Origin of the sequence: Ruegeria sp. (assembly GCF_040830605.1) — a bacterium.
Lineage (GTDB): Bacteria > Pseudomonadota > Alphaproteobacteria > Rhodobacterales > Rhodobacteraceae > Ruegeria.
This window is the reverse complement of sequence record NZ_JBFOMD010000002.1, coordinates 16,449-42,358: the sequence shown is the minus strand read 5'-3', so window position 1 is coordinate 42,358 and position 25,910 is coordinate 16,449. Positions and strand designations below refer to the sequence as shown.

Here is a 25,910-nt window from a genome sequence, read left to right as displayed (position 1 = left end):
CGGCCTCGCGGATGCGGCGCCGGAAGACGCTCCTGAGGACACGTCGGTTGCGGATGCGCTATCTTCGCTGCCGGATGCGGAGGAGGTTGAGGAAGAAGACACAGCAAGCGACGTCCTGTCCGATCTGGCGGGCGCGGCTCCGGAGGATGCCCCCGAAGATACCTCGGTCGAGCATGCCCTATCGTCCCTGCCCGAAGCGGAAGAGGCAGCACAGGCAGATGACACTGGCGACGTCCTGTCCGGCCTCGCGGATGCGGCCCCCCAAAAGATGCCCGAGGATACGTCGGTAACCGACGCTCTGTCTTCCCTCCCGGAAGCTGAGGAAGCCGAGGTAGCGGATACGACCGGTGACGTTCTGACGGGTCTCGCCGACACCGCTCCCGAGGATGAACCTGAGGATACGTCTGTCGCAGATGCTCTGTCGACTTTGCCTGAGGCTGAAGAGTCAGAGGAAGAGGACGCATCGGGCGACATTCTGACCGGTCTCGCCGACGCGGCCCCGGAAGACGAGGCTGAGGACACGTCCGTCGCGGACGCATTGTCTTCCCTGCCCGACGCAGAGGATGTGCCTGAGGACGACGATGCAGAGGACGTACTGACCGGCCTGGCAGATGCCGTACCGGACGAGGCGGCGGAGGAGACGGCCGTTGATGACGCGCTGTCCTCTTTGCCGGATGTCGAGGACGAGGATGCGCCCGATACCACCGGTGATGTTCTGACCGGTCTCGCGGATGCAGCACCGGAAGAGGCTGAGGACGAGGATGCGGTTGGCGACGCCCTGTCCTCGCTTCCAGAAGCGGATGAGGCGGAAGAGGATGATACAACTGGCGACGTTCTGAGCGGCCTTGCCGACGCAGCCCCTGAGGAGGTGCAAGAAGACAGTTCGGTCAGTGATGCGCTGTCCTCCCTGCCCGAAGCCGTTGAAACCGACGAACCCGATGTCTCCGATGACGTGCTGACCGGGCTTGCAGATGCCGAACCGGAAGACCTGCCCGAGGATAGCGCAGTAGATGATGCGCTTTCGTCCCTGCCGGAGGCCGAAGAGGTCGAAGCGCTTGATGAGACGCCGGAGGTGCTCGACGCCCTTGCCGATGCGGCGCCAGCCGAGGCGGAAGAGGACGATACGCTGGACGATCTGCTTGGTGAGTTGGCCGAGGCAGCGCCCGAAGATGAGGGAGAAGATACGGCCGCGGATGACGCGCTAGCCTCACTGCCGGAAGTTGACGAGACCGATGAGGAAGATCAGTCCGACGATATTCTGGGTGACCTTGCGGATGCAGAGCCGGTTGAAGTCGAGGACGATTCAGTAACCGATGCTCTATCCAGCTTGCCCGAAGCCGAAGAGGTCGAAGCGGTCGATGAAGCGCCAGAGGTGCTCGACGCCCTCGCAGATGCGGCGCCTGCCGAGGCGGAAGAGGACGATACGCTGGACGATCTGCTCGGCGAGTTGGCCGAGGCTGCGCCTGAAGATGAGGGAGAAGATACGGCTGCGGATGAGGCGCTGGCCTCACTGCCGCAAGTTGACGAGACCGAAGAGGAGGATCAGTCCGGCGATATTCTGGGTGACCTTGCTGAGGCAGAACCGGTTGAGGTCGAAGACGACTCCGTATCCGATGCGCTGTCCAGCCTGCCGGAGGCCGAAGAGGTCGAAGCGGATGATGAGACGCCGGAGGTGCTCGATGCCCTTGCCGATGCGGCGCCCGCCGAGGCGGAAGAGGACGACACTCTGGATGATCTGCTTGGCGAGCTGGCCGAGGCTGCGCCCGAAGACGAGGCAGAAGATACAACTGCGGATGAGGCTTTGGCGTCTTTACCCGAAGTCGAGGACGTCGAGGAGGACGATGCATCTGACGATATTCTCGGCGATCTGGCGGACGTTGAGCTGGACGAGACTGAAGATACGACTGCAGACGACGCCCTTGCCTCGCTGCCTGAGGCGGCGGAGGACGAAGGTGAGGATGATCTTGATGCAATGCTGGCGGATTTGGGCGAAGACGAGGCCGAGCCCGACAGTGATGCAACAGATGAGCTGGATATGCTGCTTGAGGATTCGAGCTCGGATGAGAGCGAAACCGGGGATGACTTGGATGCCTTGCTGACGGCGGATGATGCGGACGACGATGACGGTGATCTGGATGATTTGTCAGCGGATCTCGATTCTGCGGATACCGGTGAGGATGCTGCCTCCGAGGACACAGACGACCTGGACGACATGCTGGCTGACCTCGGTGAAACGGAGGCGTCGGACGAGGCTGGAGATGATCTGGACGGGTTGTTGGACGACCTCGGAAGTACGGAGGAAACTGAGGAAGAAGACGAAACCGACGAAGGCGACCTGGACGACCTTCTGGGTGATTTGGATACAGCCGATGAGTCGACGGAAAGTGACCTAGATGACCTTTTGGGTGACCTGGATACGGCGGATGAACCTGAGGATGCTGAGAGCGATCTGGACGATCTGCTCGATGATCTGGATGCCACGGGTGATGACGATGACGTTCTGGCGGCAGAGGCGGATGAACCCGAGGATGCCGGAGACGATCTCGATGCCTTGTTAGGGGATCTTGAGGGCGCCGACGACGGAACCGAAGAAGAAGCCGGCGAGGATCTCGACGATCTGTTGGCTGACCTTGATACCGAGGAGGAGGCCGGAGAAGTGGCTGACTCTGACGGCGATCTGGATGACCTGTTGGGTGATCCGGATACCACTGACGACGACGCGGACACCGATCTGGACGATTTGATTGCCGATATGGACAGTCCTGAGGAAGAGGATGATCTGGACGCGCTGCTGGGCGATCTGGAAGGGCTGGGTGAGGAGGTCGAGACTGCCGAGGAACCGGCGGATGATGCCGATCTTGATGCGCTGCTGGCTGATCTCGGTGAAGAGGATGATGAGGGCGGTGATGATGACCTCGATGCCTTGCTGGCCGATCTGGGCGAGGACGAGGATGAAAGCGATGCGCTGGGCGATCTCGATGATCTGCTGGCCGATCTTGATGCCGCTGATGTCGGTGACGCGGATGAGGGCGCGGAAGATGCGGGAGAAGATGGCGATCTTGATGCGTTGCTCGCCGATCTCGGGGAAGAGGATGGCGATGGTGGCGATGACGATCTCGACGCGCTTCTGGCCGATCTGGAAAGCGATGAACCGGCGGATCTGGACGATCTGCTGAGCGATTTGGGAGATGAGGACGATGACGGCGGCGATCTGGACGCGCTGCTGGCCGATCTCGACGAGGATACGGATGCAGCCGCCCCGGCCGCGGCGGAAGGGGCCGAGATGAGCGATGAACCCGCGCTGGCCTTTGGCCAGATGAGCGCCGACCGGCCCGAGCCTGAAAGGCTACAGCGCAAGCGGTTCCGCATCGCGATCTTCGGCGATTTCTCGGGCCGCTCGGCCAAGGGACAGATCGAACCCGGCGACGCGCTGGCCGCGCGCAAGCCGATCCTGCTGGACCCGGACACAGTCGAGGACGTGATCGAGAGCTTTGCCACCACGCTGGTGCTGCCCATCGGCAAGGACGGCGCGGGGATCGAGGTCAAGCTGGGCGAATTGGACGATCTTCATCCGGACGAGCTTTTTGAGAAGGTCGAGTTGTTCGAAGGTCTGGCAGGCCTCAAGAGCCAGTTGAGCGCCGGGGCGACTGCCGAGAACGCCTCGAAACAGCTGATTGCCTGGGGCGAGGAATTCGGGCGCGCGGTGGTGCCGCCTCGGCGCAGTTCGGGCGGCAACACGGTGCGCGCTGACCTCAAGCTGAGCGATTTCCAGAAGCTGATCGGCGATACCGGCGGTGCGCTGGCGCAGGCTTCGCAGGTGGACGATCTGCTGAAACGGGTGGTCGGGCCGCATATCAAGCAGCTTCCCAGCCTCGACGTGACCGCGATGCAGGGTGCTGTAGACGAAGCGTTGAGCGCGGCGATGCGGCTGGTGCTGCATCACCCCGAGTTCCAGTCGGTCGAAGGGCAATGGCGCAGCCTCGACCTGATCGCGCGCAGTGTCGAAACGGACGATACGCTGGATGTGATGCTCTATGACGTGTCGGCCGAGGAGATCGCCACCGATCTGGCCGCTGAAGAGGATCTGGCCAAGACCGGGCTGGTGCGCCTGCTGACCGAGGAACCGCTGGATGAGGAAAACGGGCGTGGCGGTTATTCGGCGCTGATCGGGCTGTATACGTTCGAGGAAACGCCTCCACATGCCGAGATTCTGGGCCGGATCGGACGGGTCGCGGCGCATGTGGATGCGCCGTTCTTCAGCGCCATCACGCCTGCCTATCTGGAAACCAAGAAGGAAGACCGCCACGCGTTGGTGGCCCAAGCCTGGGATACACTGCGCACGATGCCCGAGGCAGGGCATCTTGGACTGGCCTCGCCCCGGTTCCTGCTGCGTCGGCCGTATGGTGCCAAGACCGAGCCGATCTATGAGTTCGAGTTCGAGGAGTTTACCGAGACCGAGGGCCTCAAGGGCATGCTCTGGGCCAATCCGGCGGTGCTGGTGACGATCCTGTTGGCGCGGTCGTTCAAGCAGAACGGCAAGGCGATGAACCTGGGCTCGGTTATGTCTTTGGGCGGGATGCCCTATCATTATGTCAATGACCGCTATGGCGACCAGGTGGCGCTGCCGTGTACCGAACGCAACATCACCATGGACAAGCACGAGCACTCGGTCCAGCGCGGCTATATGCCGGTTCTGTCGGTCAAGGGGCGGGACGAAATCCGGCTGGGGTCGTTCAATTCGGTCGCCGGGCGAGAGATTCTGGGGCCGTGGAGCGGGGTGCCGGTGCCCGAGCCATCGCCGCCCGATGTGCCGGTTGCGGCCCCGGATGATGACGATGTGTCGGACGATGATATGGATTTCGACACCGATATGGACACCGATCTCGATTCCGAACTGGACGATCTGGCCGCAGGGTTGGATACAGATGTCGGGGACGATGACGATGTAAATCTGGATGATCTTCTTGCCGGTTTCTCGGATGATGATGACGAGGACGCAGAAGATGACGAAGAAATGGATGAGGAACTTGCCGCGCTGCTGGCGGATCTCTGATCCGGCGGCGGGCTTGAAGTAGAAGGTGGAGAGGATACGGAATGGCTGCGGATAAAATGCACGAAAAGTCGCCGATCTGGATGACCGGCAGCTATTCGGTGAAGAAAGAGGATATGGTGATCCGGCGGGCCATCGTCAAAGAGGGGATGGGCGAGCTAACCGAGATGTCGGTCGAGTTCTTGTCGCAGAACACCAAGCTCAAGCTTGAGGATTTGCTGGGCCAGACCCTGACTGTCCACCTGAGTACGGCCGAGGATAACGAACGTAAGTTCACCGGCACCATCATTTCCGTCGAAAAACTGGCGTTGCGCGATGGCTATGTGCATCTGCTGGCCGAACTGCGCCCCTGGATGTGGCTGCTGACCCGCACCCGCAACAGCCGCATTTTCCAGGACCTGTCCGCGGTGCAGATCATCGATAAAGTTCTGGGCGATGCCGGGTTTTCCGACTACAAGAAGCGGCTGAGCGGGACCTACGCCGCCCGCGAATACTGCGTGCAGTACCGTGAGACCGATTTCGACTTCATCAGCCGCCTGATGCAGGAAGAAGGCATCTATTACTACTTCAACCACGCGGATTCAGGCCCCAAGAACGAAGAGTTGGTGATCTCGGACGGGCGCGGCAGCCACGACAAGCTGCCTGAGGAGTCCAAGCTGACCTTTTACGCCGGTGACGACTCCAAGCAGAAGCTGGACGACCACGTCTCGGAATGGGGTTCGGGTGAGTCGCTGACGTCTTCGATGATGTCATTGCGCGATTTCGACTTTGAAAAACCCACAGCTGAGACCGAGGTGCGGGAAAAGACCACGCTGAAACCCAAGCACAAGCACAAGTCTCTCGAGGTCTATGACTATCCCCGCCATTACCGGGCAGATACCGCGTTGGGCAAGAAACGCGCGCAGGTTCTGATGGAGGCCGAAGAGACCCGGTTCCAGATGCTGCGCGGCAAGGGCACCGTGCGCACGTTGCAGACCGGCGGGGTGTTCTCGCTGGAGGGTCGGGACGAATTCAAGGGGCAGGAGTATCTGATCACAAGCTGCACCTACTATCTGCAGACGACCTCGGGCTTTTCCTTTGTCAAGAAAGAGACCGATCTGGACGTGGGCGCGCTGGATTTTCCGGAAGAGAACAAGGACCTGTTCCTGGCCGAGTTCTTCGTCTGCCCGTCCAAGACGCAGTTCCGCTCGCCACTGACTACGCAGTGGCCGGAAATCTCGGGCCTGCACACTGCGATCGTGACCGGTAAGTCGGGAGAGGAAATCTGGACCGACAAGCATGGCCGTATCAAGGTGCAGTTCCACTGGGACCGGGAAGGCAAGAAGGACGAGAACACAACCTGCTGGGTGCGTGTGGTCACGCCCTGGTCGGGCAAGCAATGGGGCATGGTCAGCATCCCGCGCATCGGGCAGGAGGTGGTGATCCAGTTCGAGGAGGGCGATCCTGACCGGCCGATCTGCACCGGCATGCTCTACAACGCCGAAACCATGCCACCCTACGAGTTGCCCGCGAACCAGACACAGTCCGGAATCAAGACCAATTCGTCCAAGGGCGGCGGTGGCTTCAACGAGCTGATGTTCGAGGACAAGAAAGACGAGGAACTGGTACGGTTCCAGGCGCAGAAAGATCATGAGCGGCTGGTCAAGGACCGGGTGGTGGAAACCATCGGTCTGGATGCTTCGGCGGTGAAGGTCACGGCGGGGGACGAAAAAAGCTATACTCTGAACGTCAAACAGAACGTCACCGAGACGATTCAGGACGGCGACCACACATTCACCATCTCAACCGGCAGTCAGACGGTTGCCATCAAGACAGACCAGACCGAGACCATCGAGGGCAAGTCGGACCGCACCGTGACCGGCAACAACACCGAGACCATCAAACAGGGTAACCAGGTGGAATCGGTCGATACCGGCAACAAGACAACCACGGTCAAGATGGGCAACATCACCGTCAAGGCCAGCGCCGGCAAGATCACGATGGAGGCGATGCAGTCCATCGAACTCAAGGTGGGGCCGTCCTCGGTCAAGCTCGACCCGTCCGGGGTGACGATCAAAGGCCTGCAGATCAATGTTCAGGGCACCGCCATGGCAGAAGTCAAAAGCCCGCTGACCACGGTAAGCGGCGATGGGCTTCTGACGCTCAAGGGCGGCATGACGATGATCAACTGAGGGGCCTGAAGCATGAGCAAACGATTTGAGAACATGACGAAGATCCCGCAGGAGCCGGCAGCGCGGCTGTTGTCGGAGGCCAACACCAAGCTGGCCACCAAGCTGGAGGCGCCCGCCAGCGCGATGCCCGACGCGGTTCTGGCCGAATTGGACGAAAAGGGTGAAATCGTCGATATGCTGCGCTTGATGTCAGTGCTGCTGCCATCTCGGGAACGGGTGTGGTGGGCCTGTCTTGCCGCGCGCGATTTCATTGGTCCCGCACCTGAAAACAACACGGCGGCGCTGGCCGCAGCCGAGGCCTGGGTGTTCAAACCATCGGATGAAAACCGCGAAAAGGCGTCGATTGCCATCGATCAGGCGGATATGGATGACGAAACCGCAAAATGTGCCATGAGCGCGCTTTACGCCGATGGCAAGCTGGGCGTAGGTGATCTGGAACACCAGCCCGCGCCGCCCGGCGCATCGGAGGTTATGGCTTTTGCGGTGAATATCATTGCATTGGGCGAGCATGAAGGCGATTTTGAGGGCTATGCGCAGATGCTGATCGACCGCGCAGTGAATATCGCCCGGGGCGGCAATGGCAGTGCGGTGGCCGAAGCCGCCGCCGAGGGCTGAGAAGACAGGAGGAATCGCCGTCTATGACGGTCAACTTGAAATTCCAATCCACCGGCGTTGTTCCGGGCGACGGGCGCCCGGTAGCGATGCAGGGGGGCTCCCTGACTGTTGGGCGCGGCCCGGCCAACGACCTCGTATTGCCTGATCCCGACCGGACGCTCAGCAAGAACCACTTCGTGATCGAGGATCACAACGGCAACGTGGTGATCGTGGATCTGTCGACCAACGGCACTTTCCTGAACTATTCGAAAATCCCGTTGGGGCGCACGCCCACGCCGCTCAACAACGGCGACGTGCTGATCGCAGGCGGATACGAGATGGTGGTCGAGATCGGCGCCGATCTTCCCACATTCGAGGAGATGATTCCGCAGCCCGCCCAGCAGGGCAGTGTTTCGCACGGGCAGGCACAGAATGCGCCTGACCCGCTGGCGCTGTTGGACGACGCGGCGCCGGGTGGGGATTTCCTCGATGACCTTTTGGGCGGAGATGCACCCAAAGGCCCCGGCCAGATCGACATTCCGGACCCGATGGACGAATTGTTGCCGCCCATGGAAGACGACGATCCGTTCTTTGCCAAGCCCAATGACGGGCGTGAGGGCGAAGGCGCCAGCGATCCGATGCACAACCCGTCGGTGAGCGATGCCTTTGCAGCACCTTCGGGTAGCGGCGGTGCCGTGATCCCCGAGGATTGGGATGACGATCTGCTCGCACCCGGTGGCGGGGATGAGAGTGATCCGTTTGCCGCGCCAGAGCCACCTGCGGCCGAAACGGTCTCACCGCCACCAGTCAAGCCGACGCCTGGCGGTCAGGTGGAAGCTCCGCCGCCAGAACCGACCCCAGAGCCTGCGGAGGCGCCGAAATCTGACGCGCCGGCTCCGGCTACTGCGGGCGGCGACCAATCAGCGGCGCGCGCGCTGCTTGAGGCGCTGGAGGTTGATGATCTGCGCATCGAAGATGCCGATCTGCCCGCCACGATGGGCCGGATGGGCCGAGTACTGCGCGCCATGATCACCGGTCTGCGCGAGATCCTGATGACGCGCACCTCGATTAAGTCAGAGTTTCGCATCGACCAGACCATGATCAGCGCGGGCGGGAACAACCCATTGAAATTCTCGATCAGCCCGGAACAGGCCATCGAGGCGCTGATGAAGCCCCGGGTCAAGGGATATCTGGGGGCCGAAGAGGCAACCGAACAGGCGCTCAAGGACATCAAGGCGCACGAAGTGGCAATGGTCACCGGCATGGAAGCGGCTTTGAAAGGCGTGCTGGCGCGGCTCGACCCCGAGGTATTGGCGGGCAAGATCGAAGGCTCGGGCAAGCTCGGTTCGCTCTTCAAGGGCAAGAAAGCGCAGTATTGGGAAGTCTACGAAAAGATGTACGCGGAAATCTCGGATCAGGCGGAAAACGATTTTCATGACCTGTTCAGCCGGGAATTCGCGCGCGCGTACAAGGAACAGCTGGAAAAGCTGAAATAAAGTCCCCGACGGGGCGCGGATAAGAAGGGAGGACAGCTATTGTCCTGGGACAGCAAGGTGCTTTGGACCGAAGGGTTGTTTCTGCAGCCCCATCACTTCCAGCAGGCCGACCGGTATTCCGAGGCGCTGGTTGCGGGGCTTGCCCGGCGGGTGACGCCCTATGCCTGGGGTGTCAGCGCACTTGAGATAGACGATGAGGTCCTGAAGGTCGGGCAGTTCGCACTGAAATCCTGCGCTGGGCTGACACCGGACGGGCAGGTGTTCCGGGTGCCGCAATCGGACGATCATCCGCCCGCGATGGAAGTGCCCGAGACGATCAAGGATTGCGTGGTCTATCTGACCGTGCCGCAGCGGCGGCAGGGTGCCTCCGAGGTGGATTTGTCGGGCGCCGAACAATCGGTCAGCCGTCTGCGCCCCGCCGAGTTGGAAATCACCGATGTGATGAGCCAGCAGAAAAAACCGGTGACAATGGGTGTGGGCAAGCTGCGCCTGCAATTCGCGCTTGAGGTGGACGATCTGGCCGACAAGCTGGCCATTCCGATCGCCCGCATCATCGAGGTGCGCCCGGACAAGGAAATCATTCTGGACCGGGGCTTTATCCCTTCGGCACTGGATGTGCGGGCCGCACCGGCGCTGGCCGGGTTCATGAACGAACTTGAGGGGATGCTGTCGCATCGGATGCAGGCGTTGGCCGGGCGGTTGAGTGAAGGTGGTCCCGCCAAGGGCGCGGCGGAGATTTCGGACTTCCTGCTGTTGATGGTGATCAACCGCAATCTGCCGGTGGTCCGCCACTTCGCCAATATCGAGAATGTGCATCCCGAACATGCCTACCGGGTCTGCGCCTCTCTCGCGGGCGAGCTGGCAACCTTCATGAGCACCGAGAAAGAGGCGCCGCAATTCCCTGCCTATCAGCATGACGGTCTGACAACGTCATTCGCCCCGGTGATCCGCACGCTGCGGCAATACCTCAGCTCGGTTCTGGAACAGACGGCTGTCTCGATCCCGCTGGAGGCGCGCAAATACGGCATCAGCGTTGGCGTAATCGCGGATCGCAAGCTGATCGGCAATGCAGGGTTCGTCCTGGCCGTCAGCGCCGATATCCCGGCCGAAGACGTGCGGCGCCATTTCGCGGGGCAGACCAAGACCGGCCCGGTTGAGGAAATCCGCCAGCTGGTGAACTCGGCCCTGCCTGGGATCACGCTGCGCCCGCTGCCCGTGGCGCCCCGGCAGATCCCATATCACGCCGGTGTGGTCTATTTCGAACTCGACGCCGACAGTCCATATTGGGGCAAGATGACCACGTCGGGCGGGATCGCAGTGCATGTCTCGGGGCAGTATCCGGGGCTGAAGATGGAGCTTTGGGCGATCCGCAATCAGTGAGGCGCGCCCGAAAGTGATCGAAAGCTGCGTTGAAACAATTTGATAGGGCACTCCGTGTAGGTCACACTGTGACACGGATGCTCTGAAGGAACAGGTGCCTGGCCATGTCCGACAATGATCCTTTCGCCGAACCGGACGATACCGACAAGACGGTGATCCGACCCAATCCGGGCGGCCGCCGTTCTGCGGGCGCAGCACAGCAGGCGCCTGCCCCGGGCTATCCCGATCCGGCCTTTGCACCCGGCGCACCACAGCAGCAACCCTATGCTCCGCAACCGGCCCCCGGCGGTGACGCCGCCTATGGCGTGCCGTCGGCCCAACAGACCGCGCCACAGGGGCAATCCTCGTCCGAGGGTGACGCGGTGGTGATGACCGGGATGAACCGGCTGAATGCCTGCGCCACGCCACTGTTCTCGCTGATCAGCCGTATCCGAAACCGCGCCCAGCACATGGATCCCGACAAGCTGCGCCAAAGCGTGGTGGCCGAGGTGCGCGCCTTTGAAAACTCGGCCTTGCAGACGGGCATTCCGGCCCAGACCGTCAAGGTGGCGCGTTATGCGTTGTGTGCGACGCTGGACGATGTGGTGCTGAACACGCCGTGGGGCGGACAGTCGAGCTGGTCCATGCAATCGCTGGTCGGCACGTTCCACCGCGAGACGGTGGGCGGCGACCGCTTTTATGACCTTCTGGCGCGGCTTGAGAAGGAGCCGGGCAACAATATCGAGTTGCTGGAATTCGTCTACATGTGCCTGTCGCTGGGGTTCGAGGGGCGGCTGCGTGTCGAACAGGGCGGCGCCGACAAGCACCTGCAGATCCGTCTGGGTCTGGCACGGATCATCCGGGGTCAACGCGGCGCGGTCGAGCGCGACTTGGCACCTCATTGGGAAGGGCTGGACAAACCCTATCGAGCGCTCAGCGCCTGGCGTCCGGTCTGGATCGCTCTGGGCGTGACCGCCTTGCTGGTGGTGATGGAATTCACTGGCTTGTCTTACGCGCTATCGACCAAGACCGAGAATCTGGTGGGCCAGCTTTCGGTGATTGACGCCGGACCGGTTGCCGAGTTGCAGCGCCGCGCACCGCCGCCGCCTCCGCCGCCGCAGCAGCCCGAACAGGCGCAGGTCGAGAAGGTGGTCGAGTTCCTGCAGCCCGAGATTGACGAGGGACTGGTCGAGGTGTTCCAGAAAGGCAACACGCTGATCATCCGGCTCAAGGGGTCCGGCATGTTCGGCTCGGGCTCGGACAAGTTGCAGGACAAGTTCCTGGAACCGGTGCGCCGTGTCGCCGTGGCTCTGAATGACGAGCCCGGCTCGGTGATCATTGCAGGGCATTCCGACAACGTGCCGATCCGCTCGGCGCGTTTCCCATCCAATCTGGCGCTGTCGCTGGCGCGGGCGAAATCGGTGATGAAACAGATGGCCGGGTCGATGAGCGATCCCTCACGGCTGACCGCCGAGGGCCGCGCCGACAGTGAGCCCATCGCAGATAACTCGACCCGCGAAGGCCGCGCCGCCAACCGCCGTATCGAAGTCTTGCTGGTTCAGGAGCAGAGCTGATGTTTTTACGCCGCTTCGTCTTTCCGCTCTTCCGCTCGATCTATTTCGTGCTGTTCTTCACCGCTGCGGTGCTGTCCGGGTGCCTGTTCTACTTCGGCCCGCTGATCGGGTCGGATGAATGGCGCCCTCTGGAAAGCCTGTCCTCGCGCCTGATCTGGTGTGGCGGCATCTTCACCTTCTTCCTGTTGATCATGCTGATAGTCTTCATCGTTCGCCGCCGGCGCGAGAAGAAGCTGACCGAGGAGATCACTGAATCCGTCGACGATGGCGGCGACATGATCGACAGCGAGATTACCGAGCTGCGCGATAAGCTCAAAACCGCGATGGCCGCGCTGCGCAAATCCAAGAACGGGCGGCGGCACCTGAATGAGCTGCCATGGTATGTGATGATCGGCCCGCCCGGCGCGGGCAAGACCACCGCCATCGTCAATTCCGGCCTGAACTTCCCGCTGGCTGGAGAGTTGGGCAAATCCGCCGTCGGTGGCGTGGGGGGCACCCGCAACTGCGACTGGTGGTTTACCGAAAACGCCGTGCTGATCGACACCGCCGGGCGTTACACCACACAGGAAAGCGATGCCGAGGTCGATAACGCCGCCTGGATCGGCTTCCTGAGCCTGCTCAAGAAATACCGCAAGCGGCAGCCGATCAACGGCGCGATGATCGCCATCTCGCTCTCGGATCTGTCATTGCAGGACGAGATCACTCAGAAAGAGCACGCCAAGGCCGTGCGCCGCCGTCTGGAAGAGCTGCGCGAGAAGTTGGGCGTGCGGTTCCCGGTCTATATCCTGTTCACCAAGGCGGATCTGATCGCGGGCTTTGCCGAATTCCACGACAATCTGGGCAAAGAGGATCGCGAACAGGTCTGGGGCTTTACCCTCCCGCTGGACAAGGCCAAGGCGGAACAGTCGCCGGTGGCTTCCTTCGATGAGGAGTTCGCGCATCTGCTGGGCCGTCTGAACTCGCAATCGCTGGAACGGATGCAGACCGAGACCGATCCGCAGCGCCGGGCGCTGATCGCCGGGTTTCCGGTGCAGGTGGCATCCGTCCGCAAGGTCGCGCGTGAATTCCTGACCGAGGTGTTTCAGGAGAGCCGGTTCCAGCACCGCCACATGCTGCGTGGGGTCTATTTCACATCCGGCACGCAAGAGGGCACACCAATTGACCGTCTGATGCTGGGTATGGCGCGCACCTTCGGGATCGGGCGTCAGGCCATCGGCACGGGCCAGGGTTCTGGCCGGTCCTATTTCCTGACCCGTCTGTTCGAGCAGGTGATTTTCCGCGAGGCCGGTCTGGTCAGTGCCGACGACAAGGTCGAGCGGCGCTACAAGATCACCAAATGGGCCTCGATTGCCGCCACGGTCGTGGCGGCGGCAACCGTTGGTGCGCTGCTGGTGCGCAGTTTTCTGGGTAATTCCGACCTGATCTCCGAGGCGCAGGATGGCGTGTCGGCCTATCAGGCCGCGGCTGCCACCCTGCCGCCCAGCCCGGTAGGGGATACCGATCTGGTGCCGGTGGTGCAAGCGCTGAATAACCTGCGCGACCTGCCTGCCAACCCGGCGCTGAACGACCCCGACCCCGAGCGGCGCCTGACTTATGGCCTCTATCAGGGCGAAATCATCGGCACCCAGGCCGCACAGACCTACCGCGCCGCGCTGAATCAGCGCTTCCTGCCGCGCCTGCTGTTGCGCCTGGAAGAGCAGATGAGCGCCAATATCAACAACTCGGACGTGCTCTATGAGGCACTCAAGGTCTATCTGATGCTGGGCCTGCAAGGGCCTATGAACAAGGATCTGGTCAAGGAATGGATGAATATCGACTGGACGGTGTCGTTCCAGGGGCCGTCCCGCGAACAGTTCCGCGCCGATCTGAACGACCATCTGAACGCGCTGCTGGATCAGCCCATGCAAGAGGTTGCCCTAAACGGCCCGATGGTCGAGCGGATTCAGGGGATCCTGTCCGAACTGCCGCTGGCGCAACGGGTCTATAACGGCATCATCTCAAGCCCCGCCGCAACGGCCCTGCCCGAGTGGCGCCTGACCGAGGTCGGTGGCCCGGCGGTGACCCGGGTTCTGGTACGTTCGTCCGGCAAACCTCTCAATCAGGGGATCGAAGGGATCTTCACCTACAAGGGCTTCAACGATGTCTTCCTGGGGGAGGCCGTGGGCGTCGCCAAACGGGTGCAACGCGAAAGCTGGGTGCTGGGCCCGCGCGGTGAGGCCGAGCAGACCGAGTTGGCGCTTGCCGCGCTCAGCCGCGATGTGCTGGACCTCTACTACAATGACTATATCGCCCGCTATGACTCGATGCTGGGGGATGTCGACATCATTCCGATGGAGTCGCTTAGCCATGCGGTTGAGGTGACGAATGTGCTGTCCGGGCCGACCTCTCCCATCGTCAACATTCTGACCGCAATTTCGGACGAGACCAAGCTGACCGAAGACCGGTCGCTGATCGGAGGCAATGAAGAGCTGAACCAAGGTCTGTCGACCGTGGCGGGGATCGAGTTGCAGACCAATACCTCGGTCCAGACCCGCATCCTGCTTGAGGCGCTGGCCGCGACGGCCACCGCGCAGGGCGGCCCGCCGCCCGCGCCGCCGGGCACCTATGTCGAGGAGCGGTTCGACTGGCTGCATCAGCTTGTGGACCGGCCCGAGGGCCAGCCGTCGCAGCTCGACAATCTGATGGGCTCGCTGACCGAGGTCTATCAGGAGCTGAACAAGATGTCGTTCAGCGGTGTGTCTGGGGGCGAGACCGGGCAAGCTCTGCAGCGCTTCCAGCAGGAGGCCGCGCGCATTCCAGGGCCGATGGAACGTTGGTCGACGCAAATCATCACCGGCTCGTCCGGCATCACCAGCGACAGCACTCGCGCCTCGATCAACGCGCTGTGGCAGGCCAATGTGCTGCCGTTCTGCACGCAGGCGCTGGACAATCGCTACCCGTTCAACCGCCGCGCGCGGGCGGATGTGGCCATGGCCGATTTCGCGCGGCTGTTCGGGCCGACCGGGCTGATCGACACGTTCTTCAACGACCATCTGGTCAAGCATGTGGACATCCGCACGCGACCCTGGTCGTGGAAGACCGGTGTGAACCAGACTGATCTGGGCATCAGCCCGGCGGTGCTGCAGCAGTTGCAATATGCCGCCGAGATCAAGGAGGCGTTCTTTGCCACCGGGCCGCAGCCCTCGATCCAGTTCCAGATCATGCCCGAGGCACTGGATCCCAAGGCTAAGGCCGTAAAGCTGGAAATCGACGGCCAGACGCTGGATTTCGCACATCGGGGCGGGCTGCCCTCGCCGATGGCGATCACTTGGCCCGGACAGATCGGGCTGGCGCGGGTCAGCTTCACGCCCACCAAGAAGACCATCGAGAACATCCTGTCCAAGGACGGCCCCTGGGCCTGGTTCCGCCTGCTGGACGCGGCCGAGGTGCGGCGTACCAACGTGTCGGATCGCAAAAAGGTGATCTTCAATATCGGTGGGCGGATCGCAATCTTCCAGCTGCAGTCGGGTTCAGTGATCAACCCGTTCGCACTGCCGGCGCTGCAAAAGTTTTCCTGCCCGAAGTCGTTCTAATGGGGCAAGCAGGCTTTGGCGCGTTCGGCAAGATGCCCTCGGTCGGGGATTTCTTCCGGCTAGGGGTAAGCCCAGCCTTTGTCCAGCCCTGGGATGAATGGATTCAGCGGTCGATGCTGGACGCGGCTGAGGCGCTGGGCACGGCATGGGACAGCCACTACATGTCGACGCCGATCTGGCGGTTTTGCCTGTCACCGGGTCTGGCCGGGCCGCAAAAGATGCTGGGTGTGCTTATGCCGTCGGTCGACCGGGTTGGGCGGCGGTTTCCGCTGACGCTGGCGGCGCCCCTGACCACCGAGGGGTCCGCCCTGCTGACCCATTTCCGCGAGACCGAGCTATATTCCCGGCTCGAAGATCTGGCACTGGCGTCGCTTGAGGATGACATGACTCGCGACCGGCTGACCGAAGCGCTAGAGGACTTGCCCGTCCCGCAGCATCGTCCGGCGGCGGCTGTACGCTCGAACAGTGGCACCATGGTGCTGACCCAGGGCGAGGGGATGGGCGACGTCTTGCCCGACCTTGCGGCGGGGCTGATGGCCGGGTCCTACCGTGCGCCCAGCATATGGAGCATGGAAATCGGCGGCGTGCCACGCCTGATGGTTTGCGAAGGTTTACCGGCGGGACCAAACGTGCAAGGCTTGTTCAACCTACACGCCGCAATCTGGACCGAGGCCAGGCCCATATGAATTCAAGCCATCGGGTACGTTACAGCGCCCGCACTCATGTCGGACTGAAGCGCAAGGTCAACGAGGATGCGGTGCTTGCCCTGCCTGATGAAAGCCTTTGGCTCGTCGCGGACGGGATGGGCGGACATGCCGCTGGCGACTATGCCAGCCGGCTGGTGGCGGATATGGCGGCCTCGATCCCGCCGGGCATGGCGCCCGCCGACCGGCTGAGCGCGCTGCGCGACGCGATCCAGCGGGCACATGGGGTGATCCGTGTCGAGGCCGAAGCGCGCGGCGGCAACACCATCGGCACCACTGTGGCCTGCCTGCTACTGGCCAATAGCCATTTCGTCGGACTTTGGGCCGGGGACAGCCGCATCTACCTGCTGCGGGATGGTGAAATCCAGATGCTGACCACCGACCATTCCTTTGTGGCCGATCTGGTCTTGGCCGGTGAGATGACTTGGGATGAGGCGGAACAGCATCCTCAATCCAACGCCATCACCCGCGCCGTCGGCGTCGGTGATGTGCTGGACCTGGACAAGATCCGGGGCGAGTTGCAGCCCGGTGACCGGTTCCTGATCTGCTCGGACGGCCTTAGCAAATACGCGACATTCGGCATGCTGCAAAAAGCGCTGTCGGAAATGCCGATCGAGACGGTCGCCGACAGGTTGATCCAGATCGCCTTGGACGGTGGCGGAGCAGACAATGTGACCGTTGTGGTCGTGGACATTCTCTGATTACGGCATGGCCCTTGCCGAAACAAATTGGCGGGGCCGCCGGTAGGGGCGGCCCCCTGCCGTTTCGGTCCTACTGACCCGGGTTCACAGCATCCCAAAGCGCCTGATTGCGAAAGCTTGTTCCGGCATTGGCGCTGCCGCTGGACAGGCAGCCGCCGTTGGTGTGAATGCCGACGGCGACATCGGCGTCCGCCTCGTCAATGACCGGACTGCCCGAATTGCCGCCCTGCGTGTCCACGGCGTAACGGAGCATGGCAAGGGATGGGCTGGCCGGACCATGCTCGGTCACGCTGCCCGCGTCGGTCTGATTGGTCTGGTTGGTTGCATCCCGGGGCGGCGGATTGCCATGCGTGGGGGCGGGGCCATCCACGCCAAAGCCGGTGACGCGCACTTCTTGCGGATCGGATGTGTTGGACAGGGAAAAGGCTGCCCCCTGCGCGTCATGCGGCAGAAGACCGGTTTGCGTATTTGGAAACACCTGCAGCGTTGCCCAGTCGTTGCCGATCCCTGTGTTCTGAAACACGATCGACGCCTGATCTATGTTGTACTGGTCTTCTGAAAGTGGTGAAACGGGCGTCCCGTCCGGCAGTGACGCCGGCACCTGAAATTGCAAAAGCTGGGTGCTGCTGGCGATGCAATGACCGGCGGTCAGAATCTGCCCGTTATCGACCAGCCATCCGGTGCATCCGACAGGCATGAGACGGCCAACGCGGATGTCATCGGTTGCCTCGCGATTGTCTTCGGTTCCGCAAACGGTCTCGGGCAACAGGTCGTCAGGCAGGGCCGATTGCGGCAACTCATCAACAACCATGTAATTGCCTAATGTGCCGCCGAAATAGTCAATCAACTCTGCCGGTGCGGTCGGTCCGGCGGATTCAAGGGTCGGATCCTGCGGCGGAAGACCAACAACGACCTTGCCGATCTGCGCGGTTGCGTCCGGATTATCACCGGGGGCAAAGGTTATGGTCAGTTGATCGCCGTTGAAGATGACGGTCAGGCCCTGGGATTGATCAAGATGCTCCTGCGAAAAATCCTGCTGGGTCTCGTTCGATCTGACCGAGAGTTTTCCCGCTTCTCCCAGATTGTACCCGGTAAACTGAAGCTGCAGCCATCTGGCACCGGGAATGGAGAACTCGGTGTCGCCCTCCTTCAACTCAGTGAACACGTCCAGCATACGTTCGGGCGCGGTTTCGGCGGGCACTTCGGCGCGTGCGGCTGGGGCGGGCTGAGCGGAAAGGTACGCAGGCCCCATGGCCAGCAATGCGCTCAGCAAACAGACTCGGATTGGCGTAATGCGAAACATCGGAAGCTCCTTAACAATTCAAAAATAAAACATCGCGATGATAGCACAGATCGGCCCCTGACGCTTCTGCGCCTGGTTAGGGTCTGATTTCTGCGTTTGTGTTTGCCGGGTCGAGACCAAAGCTATTGAAGGCGCGGCATGTGCCACGCCTTTGAAAATGCGTTTTCGACCGGTGGTATCTACTGCTTCAGGGTCGTCAGGATCCGGCTGTCCAGCGACAGAATCTGCGTGGCGGCGTTGCGGTCCTGGTCGCGCAACGCCTCGGCATATCCGGCGGCGGATTCAGTGGTCGGACGCATCTGGGTGAACAGAGGCAGATCGGAATGCAGCACGATCACCTTGCTCTTGCCCAGCGTGCTTTCGTCTACCCGAAAGGCCAGCCCGCCGTGTTCACTGCTTTCGGGGATCGAATAGGCCACTCGGATCGACATAGGACCGGTGTTGCCGTTACGGATATTGGCAATGTCATTGTCGGGGCGGCTCACGTTGGGCAGCAGGTGAAACACATTGCCCGACACATCCAGAACCGCGACCGAAAGATACCCGGCCTGCACATTGTCTGGCAACTCAACATCGATCACCGGGTTCTCGCCCACCAGGAAATCACCGCTCGGGTTCGGGGCATTGTCCCGATCGCCATTACGGAAAGCGATGTCGATATCGCTGGGCGGCGCGACGGGCAGAAAGTTCTCGATCAGACATACCGCCGGGTTCAACACCGCCACTTGGTCCAGCTCGACCGGACGGGTGCCGCCGAGGGCGGTGAGCGCCGCGTTGAGGCCGGTGAGGCTGTCCTGCACGGCCACCGTACCGTCGACCTGAATGGCAGCGCCGGGGCCGTAGCCGGTGGTCGGCGGGTCGATCAGGCTCAGCGCGCCGCAATCGGCCATGCTGTCCAGGATCGTCTGCACGTCGTCCACGGCCAGGAAAAGCGGCACCAGCTCGATCTCGGCAGTGCCCTGCAATCCGCCCGGCAGTCCGGCCTCATACAGCCGACTGATCGTTTCGTGCAGGGCCTTGTCGGTCGTGCGTCCGGTAAGCCGCGCCTCGTTACCTGTGACCGACAGGCGCCATTCTTCAAGGTCGATGGCTACATCGACGACATTCTCAACGTCTGCGCCCCAGCTGTCGGCGATATCGCCCGAGGCAAGGGTCAGTTCCACTTCGCCCTGGTGATCGGCCACATGCGCCGCCAGCGCATCCCGCGCGGTTTCGGACGGAACATAGCCAACGATGCGGGGCGGTAGCCCCTCCCGCTTATCTGCAACAAGCGTATAGGGCTGCACGACCGGGTAGGACGAACCCAAAAGGCCGTCGAATACGCCACCGACATAACCGCCAACCCCTGCACCTGCCAGAACCACCACCAGAAGCCCGGCCACCAAACCGCCACGCGATTTGCCCTGCGCTGGCGGGTCGCTTATTGGCCGCATGGGTTGCGGTGGCGCCGATGGTTTGGGCGTGGCGATCTCAGTCTCGGGCTCCTTCGCACGGGGCATGATGACGGTGGCATCGTCCAGATCATCGGGCGTGTCGGCCTTGGCCGCCGCCTCACCACCGCCCAGCCGCGCAGAGGAAAGTGCCCGCAGCACTTCGCCCGCGCTCTGATAGCGGTCGTCCGGACTGGGTGCGGTCATCCTGTCGAGGATTGATTTCAGCGGCTCGGGCACCCCTTCGGTATCGAGCGGCTTTTTCTTGCTCTCGACCACTTCCAGCAGATTGGCCCCGGCCTGCGCCTTTTCACCCCTGAAATTGGCAAGCAGCAACGCCCCCAGCGAGTAGATATCGGTGCGCTTGTCGGTCTTGCCGGAAAGCTGTTCGGGCGCGGCATAGGCGTACTTGCCCGCAAATTCGCCACCCACGATGGTCTCGGCACCCGGATTGGTGTCCTTGGCGATGCCGAAGTCGATGATGACCGCCTGCGCCGGATCGTCGTCGCGCAGGATGATATTGTCCGGGCTCAGGTCGCGGTGCACGATGTTGCGCGCATGCGCCGCCTCAAGCCCTTCGCTGACCCGCTTGCAGACGGTCAGCAGATCTTGGGCCGACATCGGCCCTTCCTTGAGCTTCTGGTCGAGGCCCGGCCCATCGACATAATCCATCACCAGATAGACATGGCCGTCGGCGGTGCGGTTGTTTTCGGAATACCGCACAACCGCATCATGGCGGATGTCGCGGATTTCCTCTTCGCGGGTCAGCAGGACGAGATAGTCGTCATTGCTCGAAAACTCGGCCTTGAGTACTTTCAGCGCCGCAAGCCGCCCCGAAATCTCGGAGCGGGCGCGATATACATCCGACGTGCCGCCGCGCCCCAGGATGGCTTCGATCCGGTAAGTGTTGTTTACCAGATCACCTGGTTGGAACAGGTCACCGGCGCGGGATTCGGTCATGCGGCCCTCAAGTACTTGTGTGTGGCAACACCGACCGGTTAGCCGAGTGCCTGGAATTCAACCCTGCGGTTTTCATCTGCGCGCGGGTTGTCCGCGTTATAAGGCTCACTCTCGCCTACGCCAATGGCTTCCAGCCTCTGATCTGCAATCCCGCAGTCGCTGACCAGATGCCGCTTGACCTCTTTGGCGCGCAGCAAAGACAGGTTCTGGTTGTAGTCGGCCGGGCCCGAGCTGTCGGTGTGGCCAATGATCTGGAACACCGAGACGTCCACCGACTGCATCGCCTGACACAGGGCGGCCAGTTTCGGTTTCTGATCTTCACGCAGCGCGGCGGATGCAAAGTCGAACTGGACCTGGATATTGACCTGATCTTCCCTCGCGACGGCCTGATATTCGGTCGGCGTGGCGGCCACGGTGGTCGAGCTGTCCTGGGCCGCGGTGGATTGTTGATCAGACGGGACAATCACCAGTCCGCGGGTCTTTTGTTTATTGAATGCGTCGGTGATCTCGTCCGCGCTCAACGGCGTATCCTGAGCCAAAGCCATTTGTGCTGTGCAGGCGATCGCGAAGGCCGAGGCACAGATACGCGTAAGTGTTTTCGAATTAGACATTTCCTCAAATCCTTCTTGTCTTTGGCCTATAGAGTATCCAAGCGAAATTGGTGCTACAATGAAGAATGTCACATTCAGGGTGTTCAATTTGCCGTCACCCGCGTGACATCGCGGCGGACCACCCCTAGGGTGAGGCCCAAAGACTTACGGCAACATGGGTTTACCGGAATATCATGCGTCTCGTTTCTGCGATCATCCTTGCGGTGGCCATCATTCTGGCACCAGTTCTGTGGTATGTTTTTCCACTGATCGTGCCCCTCGAAGAGAACTTCGAAGGCCCCGCCATCGATTCCGGCGCCCGTATCGAGATTGAGATGCTCAGCCAGCAGATGGACGATGTGCGCACGCGTCTTGAGCAATTGTCCCTTGAGGTGTCGCGGGTGCAGTCCGGTGCTGGCGCGGTTGCGCTTCAGCCAGACGGGGACGCCGCTGATTCATTCGGTTTCGACAGCAGCAGTCCGAACGAGATCATCGACGCTTATGCGCAGGTGGTGCTGATCGCCAACCGCAAGAAGGTCAATCGTCAGTTGCGGCTGGCCAGTTCCTCCTTCCTGAGAGAAACCTTTGGCCTGCCGCGCGAAGACCTGACCGACAAGTGCCAGTCGATGACCAATGAGCGTCTGGAATCCAAATTGGTGCTGGAACAGGTGGGCCCGGTGCGGGTGCGCATGCTGCAACCTGCGGTCGATTCGCTGCGCACTGTGTTCGAGAACATCCGAAAGACCGATCCGGACCTCTACGACCGGATCAACACAGCCGGGTCGCTATGTGTCCGCTTCATTCGCGGCTCGACCACATCGGCCTCGGCCCACGCCTATGGGTTGGCCGTGGACCTGAACATCGACGGCGTTCTGGATACGCTGGGTGATGGCAAGACCCAGCTCGGTCTGACCATCCTGGCCGATTTCTTCCGGGAAGAGGGCTGGGTCTGGGGCGCAGCCTGGGGGCGCGAGGACTCGATGCATTTCGAAGTCAGCCGCGACAAGGTCGAAGAATGGGTGGCCGCAGGGATACTTTAGAAATCCTGCGTTTGAAGGTTCCGGCGCCACCCGTCAAGTTTCACCTGCCAGCGGTCTGATTGGTGCTGCTCGCTGCGCAATGAGGCATGAGCCCCGATCAAGCCAGCTTGCTCTAGTTGAGAATATCCACCACAGCCCCGATGAGATTCAGCACCTGATGCGTTTCGCGACTGACCTCATAGACATAGTCGCCCGCCCGAACGTAGTAGCCATTTCGCCTGAGCCCCCAGCGCCAGGGATCATCTATCAGGTCGTATCCGTCATAGATGTAATCTCCCACGCCATACCGCTTGACCTGACCGGGCGGGACACAGGGGACGGCCTTTTTCGCCAGCCCGGGTGGGCAGTGAGCCTTGCCGGACCCAGCCACAGCAGGAAGCTGAACCGGCTGGGTCTTGTGGATCTTGATCTTGTTCTGGCCTCGGCCTTTTCCGTTATTTGCCCAGGCCGCTGATGCGGAGGTAAGCGACACAATCGCAACGGCAATGATGAAGGGTCTCATGTCGCAATCCGGTGAAATGCAGGTCATCGTCGAGTTCGGGTGATAACTATAGGATTCGCGGCCACGGATGAGAAACACGTGGGCGGGAACCTGCCCAGCCGCCCAAACACGTCTGTAGCCCCACCGCTCCGGAAGGCGGCATACCCGCCTGCCGACAGAACGCTATCCCGTTTGAACTACACCGCCGGTATCGACCCTGTCTGCCTGCCGAAATTTCTCAGCTTTTTATCAGCCCTTTATTGCCGTCTGAGCCCAAATACTCACGGGTTACGATCAGCAAGACGCAGGCTCCCCGGCAAGGCTCCGCTCATCCCGGACGATTGGCTGGATTCCGCCGAATCCGAGGGTCTGCTTGACTCGAATCGGGGGCAAGGAAACAGTTAAGGCAAACGTTCTGGATTGTTTCTCAAGTTTTTTCGGCGCCTCCCCCCGCCGTCAGGACGTCAGCGAACTAAGACAAACTGAACTGATTTTCCGATCTCTCCGGTCGGGTGCTTTCTGGTCTGCACTGACTGGGGGGATGCGCTGTTTCGTGCATTCAAACCGAGGAGCATTTGGTCATGGCCGTTTCCGTTTCCTATCCCGGGGTTTACATACAAGAGGTTCCAAGCGGGGCGCGCGCGATTGCGGGGGTTCCCACTGCCATCGGCGCCTTTGTGGGCTACACCGCGCGGGGGCCGGTGGATGAGGCCCGCCAGATCTTCAGCTATGCAGATTTCGAGCGGCTATTCGGCGGGCTCCACGTGGACAGCGACCTGTCTTATGCGGTGCAGCACTTCTTTCTGAACGGTGGTGGCACCTGCTGGATCGTGCGGGTGGCCGAGAATGCCGCCGCAGCGACCGTCTCGATGGAAACCACCGGCGGGGCGGTGACGCTGACCGCCGAAGCCTCGAGCGAGGGGGTCTGGGGTAATGCCCTGCTGCTGGCGGTGGATTACGACACCGCCGATCCGGTCAACAGTTTCAACCTGACGGTGGACGAGATTGGTGAGCGCAATGGCCGTCTGGTCTCGGTCCGCAGCGAGACTCACCGCAACCTGTCGATGAACGACCGCGCCGCGACCTATGCGGTGGACACGGTGAACGCCGCCTCGGATCTGGTCGAGCTGACCGATGCCAATCTCGCCGGCACTCTGGCTGGCACTTCGACCAGTTCGGTGACGCTGGCCGATGGCGATGTTGCCGCGCTGACCGAGGATACCCGGCGGCTGAACGTTTCGGTGGATGGCGGCCCCTCGACCGAGATCCGCCTGTTCGATGGCGCCAACGATCTGGCCACAGTTGAGGATCTGCGCCAGCGAATCGAGGATCGGGTAAATGCAATCGATGGGGTAACCGGGTTCACCTGCACCAACAATGCAGGCGTCCTGACCGGCACGTCCGGCGATCCGGGCCGCCGCTCGTCCGTGGTGTTCCGCAACGCCGCCTCGCAGAACGCGGCCGCCGTGCTGGGCCTCGGCGTGGTCAATGGCGGGCGCGAGATTGCCGGCGCGCGGGAAACCCGCCCGGCGGCCTCGGGCACGACCGGGGACCGCATCCCGGACTTCTCGGCGGTTGCCATCGCGCTGAACGATCCCGTCACGGTCAACCTTGTCGCACTGGACGCGGCGGGGGCAGTTTCCGGAGCGGTCATCCACACGCTGACCCATCAACTGAACCCGGTCCCGGCCTCGATGGGCGAGGCTCGGGCGCAGATACAGGCGGGACTGGCGGCCAGCCCCGAAGCGGCGTTCTCGGGCGCAACGGTCGACATCGTGGATGACACATTCGTGGTGCGTCCGGGAACAAGCGTGCCCGGTCTGGCCTTTACCTTTGCCGGGGCAGGTGCGGACGCGCTGGGGTTGACTGGCGGGGCGGCCGCACCCGATGACACGCTCTTTGCCAACATCGCCGCCTATCAGCCCGGCGTGGGCCAAAGCTCGGCGGCGCAGGTCACGGGGCTGTTGGGCAGCGATGGCATCCCGCCCACCGCAGGCACGTTCTATACCGGCAGCCGCGCGGCCAAGACGGGGATGTACGCGCTGGAGGATGCCGACCTCTTCAACATCTTCGCCATTCCGGGCATCCCGGATGTGGCCGTTCTGGCCGAGGCCATCGCCTATTGCGAGGAACGCCGGGCGATGATCATCGTCGATATCGACCCCAATGTGAATACGCTGGACGAGGCGCGCGACTGGGTGAATGACGGCGCCAATTCCTCGCTGAAGAGCACCAACTCGGCGGCTTACTTTCCGCGCATCCGGCTGGCCGATCCGCTCCAGAACGGGCGGCTGCGGTCCTTCCCGAACTCAGGCCTTTTGGCCGGGCTATGGGCGCGGACCGACGGTGCGCGCGGGGTGTGGAAGGCGCCCGCCGGAATCGACGCGGGCCTCAATGGCGTGCAGGCGCTGGACTATGTGCTGTCGGACCCGGAAAACGGCGTGCTGAACCCGTTGGGTCTGAACTGCCTGCGCACCTTCCCGGTCTTCGGCACGGTGAGCTGGGGCGCCCGCACTCTGGTTGGCGCGGATGCGCGGACCAGCGAATGGAAGTATATCCCCGTTCGCCGCACGGCGCTGTTCATCGAGGAGAGCCTCTATCGCGGCACCCAGTTTGCGGTGTTCGAGCCCAATGACGAACCGCTCTGGGCACAGATCCGGCTGGCGGTGGGGTCGTTCATGAATAACCTGTTCCGTCAGGGTGCGTTCCAGGGGGCCAAACCCTCGGACGCCTATTTTGTGCGCTGCGATTCCACCACGACGACACAGGCCGATATCGACTTGGGAATCGTCAACATTCACGTGGGCTTTGCACCGCTGAAGCCAGCGGAATTCGTCGTCATCTCGATCCAGCAGATTGCTGGTCAGAGCCCGGCTTAATGAGAG

Annotated in this window: 15 protein-coding genes; 11 read left to right on the top strand and 4 right to left on the bottom strand. The window is 62.0% G+C overall.

What is annotated here, in order from left to right:
* Window positions 1-268: 268 nt before the first annotated feature.
* From AB3N21_RS03825 to AB3N21_RS03785, 9 genes are all read left to right on the top strand, one after another.
* Window positions 269-5,053 carry a type VI secretion system contractile sheath large subunit gene (locus tag AB3N21_RS03825; protein ID WP_367934003.1) on the top strand — a complete coding sequence of 1,595 codons (4,785 nt, stop codon included), beginning with the start codon at window positions 269-271 and terminating at the stop codon, window positions 5,051-5,053.
* 41 nt (window positions 5,054-5,094) lie between these two features.
* Window positions 5,095-7,221, top strand: coding sequence for a type VI secretion system Vgr family protein (locus AB3N21_RS03820; protein ID WP_367933960.1), 2,127 nt, complete (start codon window positions 5,095-5,097; stop codon window positions 7,219-7,221).
* A 12-nt stretch (window positions 7,222-7,233) separates the two neighbouring features.
* Entirely contained in the window at window positions 7,234-7,836 is a 603-nt protein-coding gene (locus AB3N21_RS03815) for a hypothetical protein (protein ID WP_171175034.1), read from the top strand.
* A 23-nt stretch (window positions 7,837-7,859) separates the two neighbouring features.
* Window positions 7,860-9,311 (top strand): type VI secretion system-associated FHA domain protein TagH, encoded by a 1,452-nt coding sequence (gene tagH, locus AB3N21_RS03810; protein ID WP_367933959.1) that lies wholly within the window; start codon window positions 7,860-7,862, stop codon window positions 9,309-9,311.
* A gap of 39 nt (window positions 9,312-9,350) precedes the next feature.
* Entirely contained in the window at window positions 9,351-10,691 is a 1,341-nt protein-coding gene (gene tssK / locus AB3N21_RS03805) for a type VI secretion system baseplate subunit TssK (RefSeq protein ID WP_367933958.1), read from the top strand.
* 104 nt (window positions 10,692-10,795) lie between these two features.
* Entirely contained in the window at window positions 10,796-12,244 is a 1,449-nt protein-coding gene (gene tssL, locus AB3N21_RS03800; RefSeq protein ID WP_367933957.1) for a type VI secretion system protein TssL, long form, read from the top strand.
* On the top strand, window positions 12,244-15,816 hold the full coding sequence (gene tssM, locus AB3N21_RS03795) for a type VI secretion system membrane subunit TssM (RefSeq protein WP_367933956.1): 3,573 nt from the start codon (window positions 12,244-12,246) through the stop codon (window positions 15,814-15,816). Before tssL ends, tssM begins: the two co-directional genes overlap by 1 nt.
* A complete protein-coding gene (gene tagF, locus AB3N21_RS03790) occupies window positions 15,816-16,502 on the top strand; it encodes a type VI secretion system-associated protein TagF (RefSeq protein ID WP_367933955.1) in 687 nt (228 codons plus the stop codon). The genes tssM and tagF overlap by 1 nt, the downstream gene beginning before the upstream one ends.
* The gene (locus AB3N21_RS03785) at window positions 16,499-17,221 is read left to right on the top strand and encodes a PP2C family serine/threonine-protein phosphatase (RefSeq protein ID WP_171175023.1); all 723 of its coding nucleotides are present in this window, start codon (window positions 16,499-16,501) and stop codon (window positions 17,219-17,221) included. Before tagF ends, AB3N21_RS03785 begins: the two co-directional genes overlap by 4 nt.
* A 70-nt stretch (window positions 17,222-17,291) precedes the next feature.
* Here the strand turns inward: AB3N21_RS03785 and AB3N21_RS03780 are convergent, their stop codons facing one another.
* The 3 genes from AB3N21_RS03780 to AB3N21_RS03770 all read right to left on the bottom strand — a co-directional run bounded on the left by AB3N21_RS03780 (window position 17,292) and on the right by AB3N21_RS03770 (window position 21,612).
* Window positions 17,292-18,524: a serine protease gene (locus tag AB3N21_RS03780; protein WP_367933954.1), complete on the bottom strand. Its 1,233-nt coding sequence runs from the start codon at window positions 18,522-18,524 to the stop codon at window positions 17,292-17,294.
* 179 nt (window positions 18,525-18,703) lie between these two features.
* Window positions 18,704-20,914, bottom strand: coding sequence for a protein kinase (locus AB3N21_RS03775; protein WP_367933953.1), 2,211 nt, complete (start codon window positions 20,912-20,914; stop codon window positions 18,704-18,706).
* A 38-nt stretch (window positions 20,915-20,952) separates the two neighbouring features.
* Entirely contained in the window at window positions 20,953-21,612 is a 660-nt protein-coding gene (locus AB3N21_RS03770; protein WP_367933952.1) for an OmpA family protein, read from the bottom strand.
* An 86-nt stretch (window positions 21,613-21,698) separates the two neighbouring features.
* Here AB3N21_RS03770 and AB3N21_RS03765 point away from each other — a divergent pair, with 86 nt between their 5' ends.
* On the top strand, window positions 21,699-22,544 hold the full coding sequence (locus AB3N21_RS03765) for a M15 family metallopeptidase (protein WP_367933951.1): 846 nt from the start codon (window positions 21,699-21,701) through the stop codon (window positions 22,542-22,544).
* Window positions 22,545-22,656: 112 nt separating this feature from the next.
* Here AB3N21_RS03765 and AB3N21_RS03760 read toward each other — a convergent pair whose 3' ends face one another.
* Window positions 22,657-23,046, bottom strand: coding sequence for a hypothetical protein (locus AB3N21_RS03760; protein WP_367933950.1), 390 nt, complete (start codon window positions 23,044-23,046; stop codon window positions 22,657-22,659).
* 560 nt (window positions 23,047-23,606) lie between these two features.
* Between AB3N21_RS03760 and AB3N21_RS03755 the strand changes: the two genes are divergently transcribed.
* On the top strand, window positions 23,607-25,904 hold the full coding sequence (locus AB3N21_RS03755; protein WP_367933949.1) for a phage tail sheath family protein: 2,298 nt from the start codon (window positions 23,607-23,609) through the stop codon (window positions 25,902-25,904).
* Window positions 25,905-25,910: the final 6 nt, after the last annotated feature.

What these genes read in the sequence shown, in the direction of transcription:
- AB3N21_RS03825 (WP_367934003.1), top strand. Translation starts at nt 269, where the DNA reads ATGCCCGAGGATACGTCGGTAACCGACGCTCTGTCTTCCCTCCCGGAA.
- AB3N21_RS03820 (WP_367933960.1), top strand. Translation starts at nt 5,095, where the DNA reads ATGGCTGCGGATAAAATGCACGAAAAGTCGCCGATCTGGATGACCGGC.
- AB3N21_RS03815 (WP_171175034.1), top strand. Translation starts at nt 7,234, where the DNA reads ATGAGCAAACGATTTGAGAACATGACGAAGATCCCGCAGGAGCCGGCA.
- tagH (WP_367933959.1), top strand. Translation starts at nt 7,860, where the DNA reads ATGACGGTCAACTTGAAATTCCAATCCACCGGCGTTGTTCCGGGCGAC.
- tssL (WP_367933957.1), top strand. Translation starts at nt 10,796, where the DNA reads ATGTCCGACAATGATCCTTTCGCCGAACCGGACGATACCGACAAGACG.
- tssM (WP_367933956.1), top strand. Translation starts at nt 12,244, where the DNA reads ATGTTTTTACGCCGCTTCGTCTTTCCGCTCTTCCGCTCGATCTATTTC.
- tagF (WP_367933955.1), top strand. Translation starts at nt 15,816, where the DNA reads ATGGGGCAAGCAGGCTTTGGCGCGTTCGGCAAGATGCCCTCGGTCGGG.
- AB3N21_RS03785 (WP_171175023.1), top strand. Translation starts at nt 16,499, where the DNA reads ATGAATTCAAGCCATCGGGTACGTTACAGCGCCCGCACTCATGTCGGA.
- AB3N21_RS03780 (WP_367933954.1), bottom strand. Translation starts at nt 18,524, where the DNA reads ATGTTTCGCATTACGCCAATCCGAGTCTGTTTGCTGAGCGCATTGCTG.
- AB3N21_RS03775 (WP_367933953.1), bottom strand. Translation starts at nt 20,914, where the DNA reads ATGACCGAATCCCGCGCCGGTGACCTGTTCCAACCAGGTGATCTGGTA.
- AB3N21_RS03765 (WP_367933951.1), top strand. Translation starts at nt 21,699, where the DNA reads ATGCGTCTCGTTTCTGCGATCATCCTTGCGGTGGCCATCATTCTGGCA.
- AB3N21_RS03760 (WP_367933950.1), bottom strand. Translation starts at nt 23,046, where the DNA reads ATGAGACCCTTCATCATTGCCGTTGCGATTGTGTCGCTTACCTCCGCA.
- AB3N21_RS03755 (WP_367933949.1), top strand. Translation starts at nt 23,607, where the DNA reads ATGGCCGTTTCCGTTTCCTATCCCGGGGTTTACATACAAGAGGTTCCA.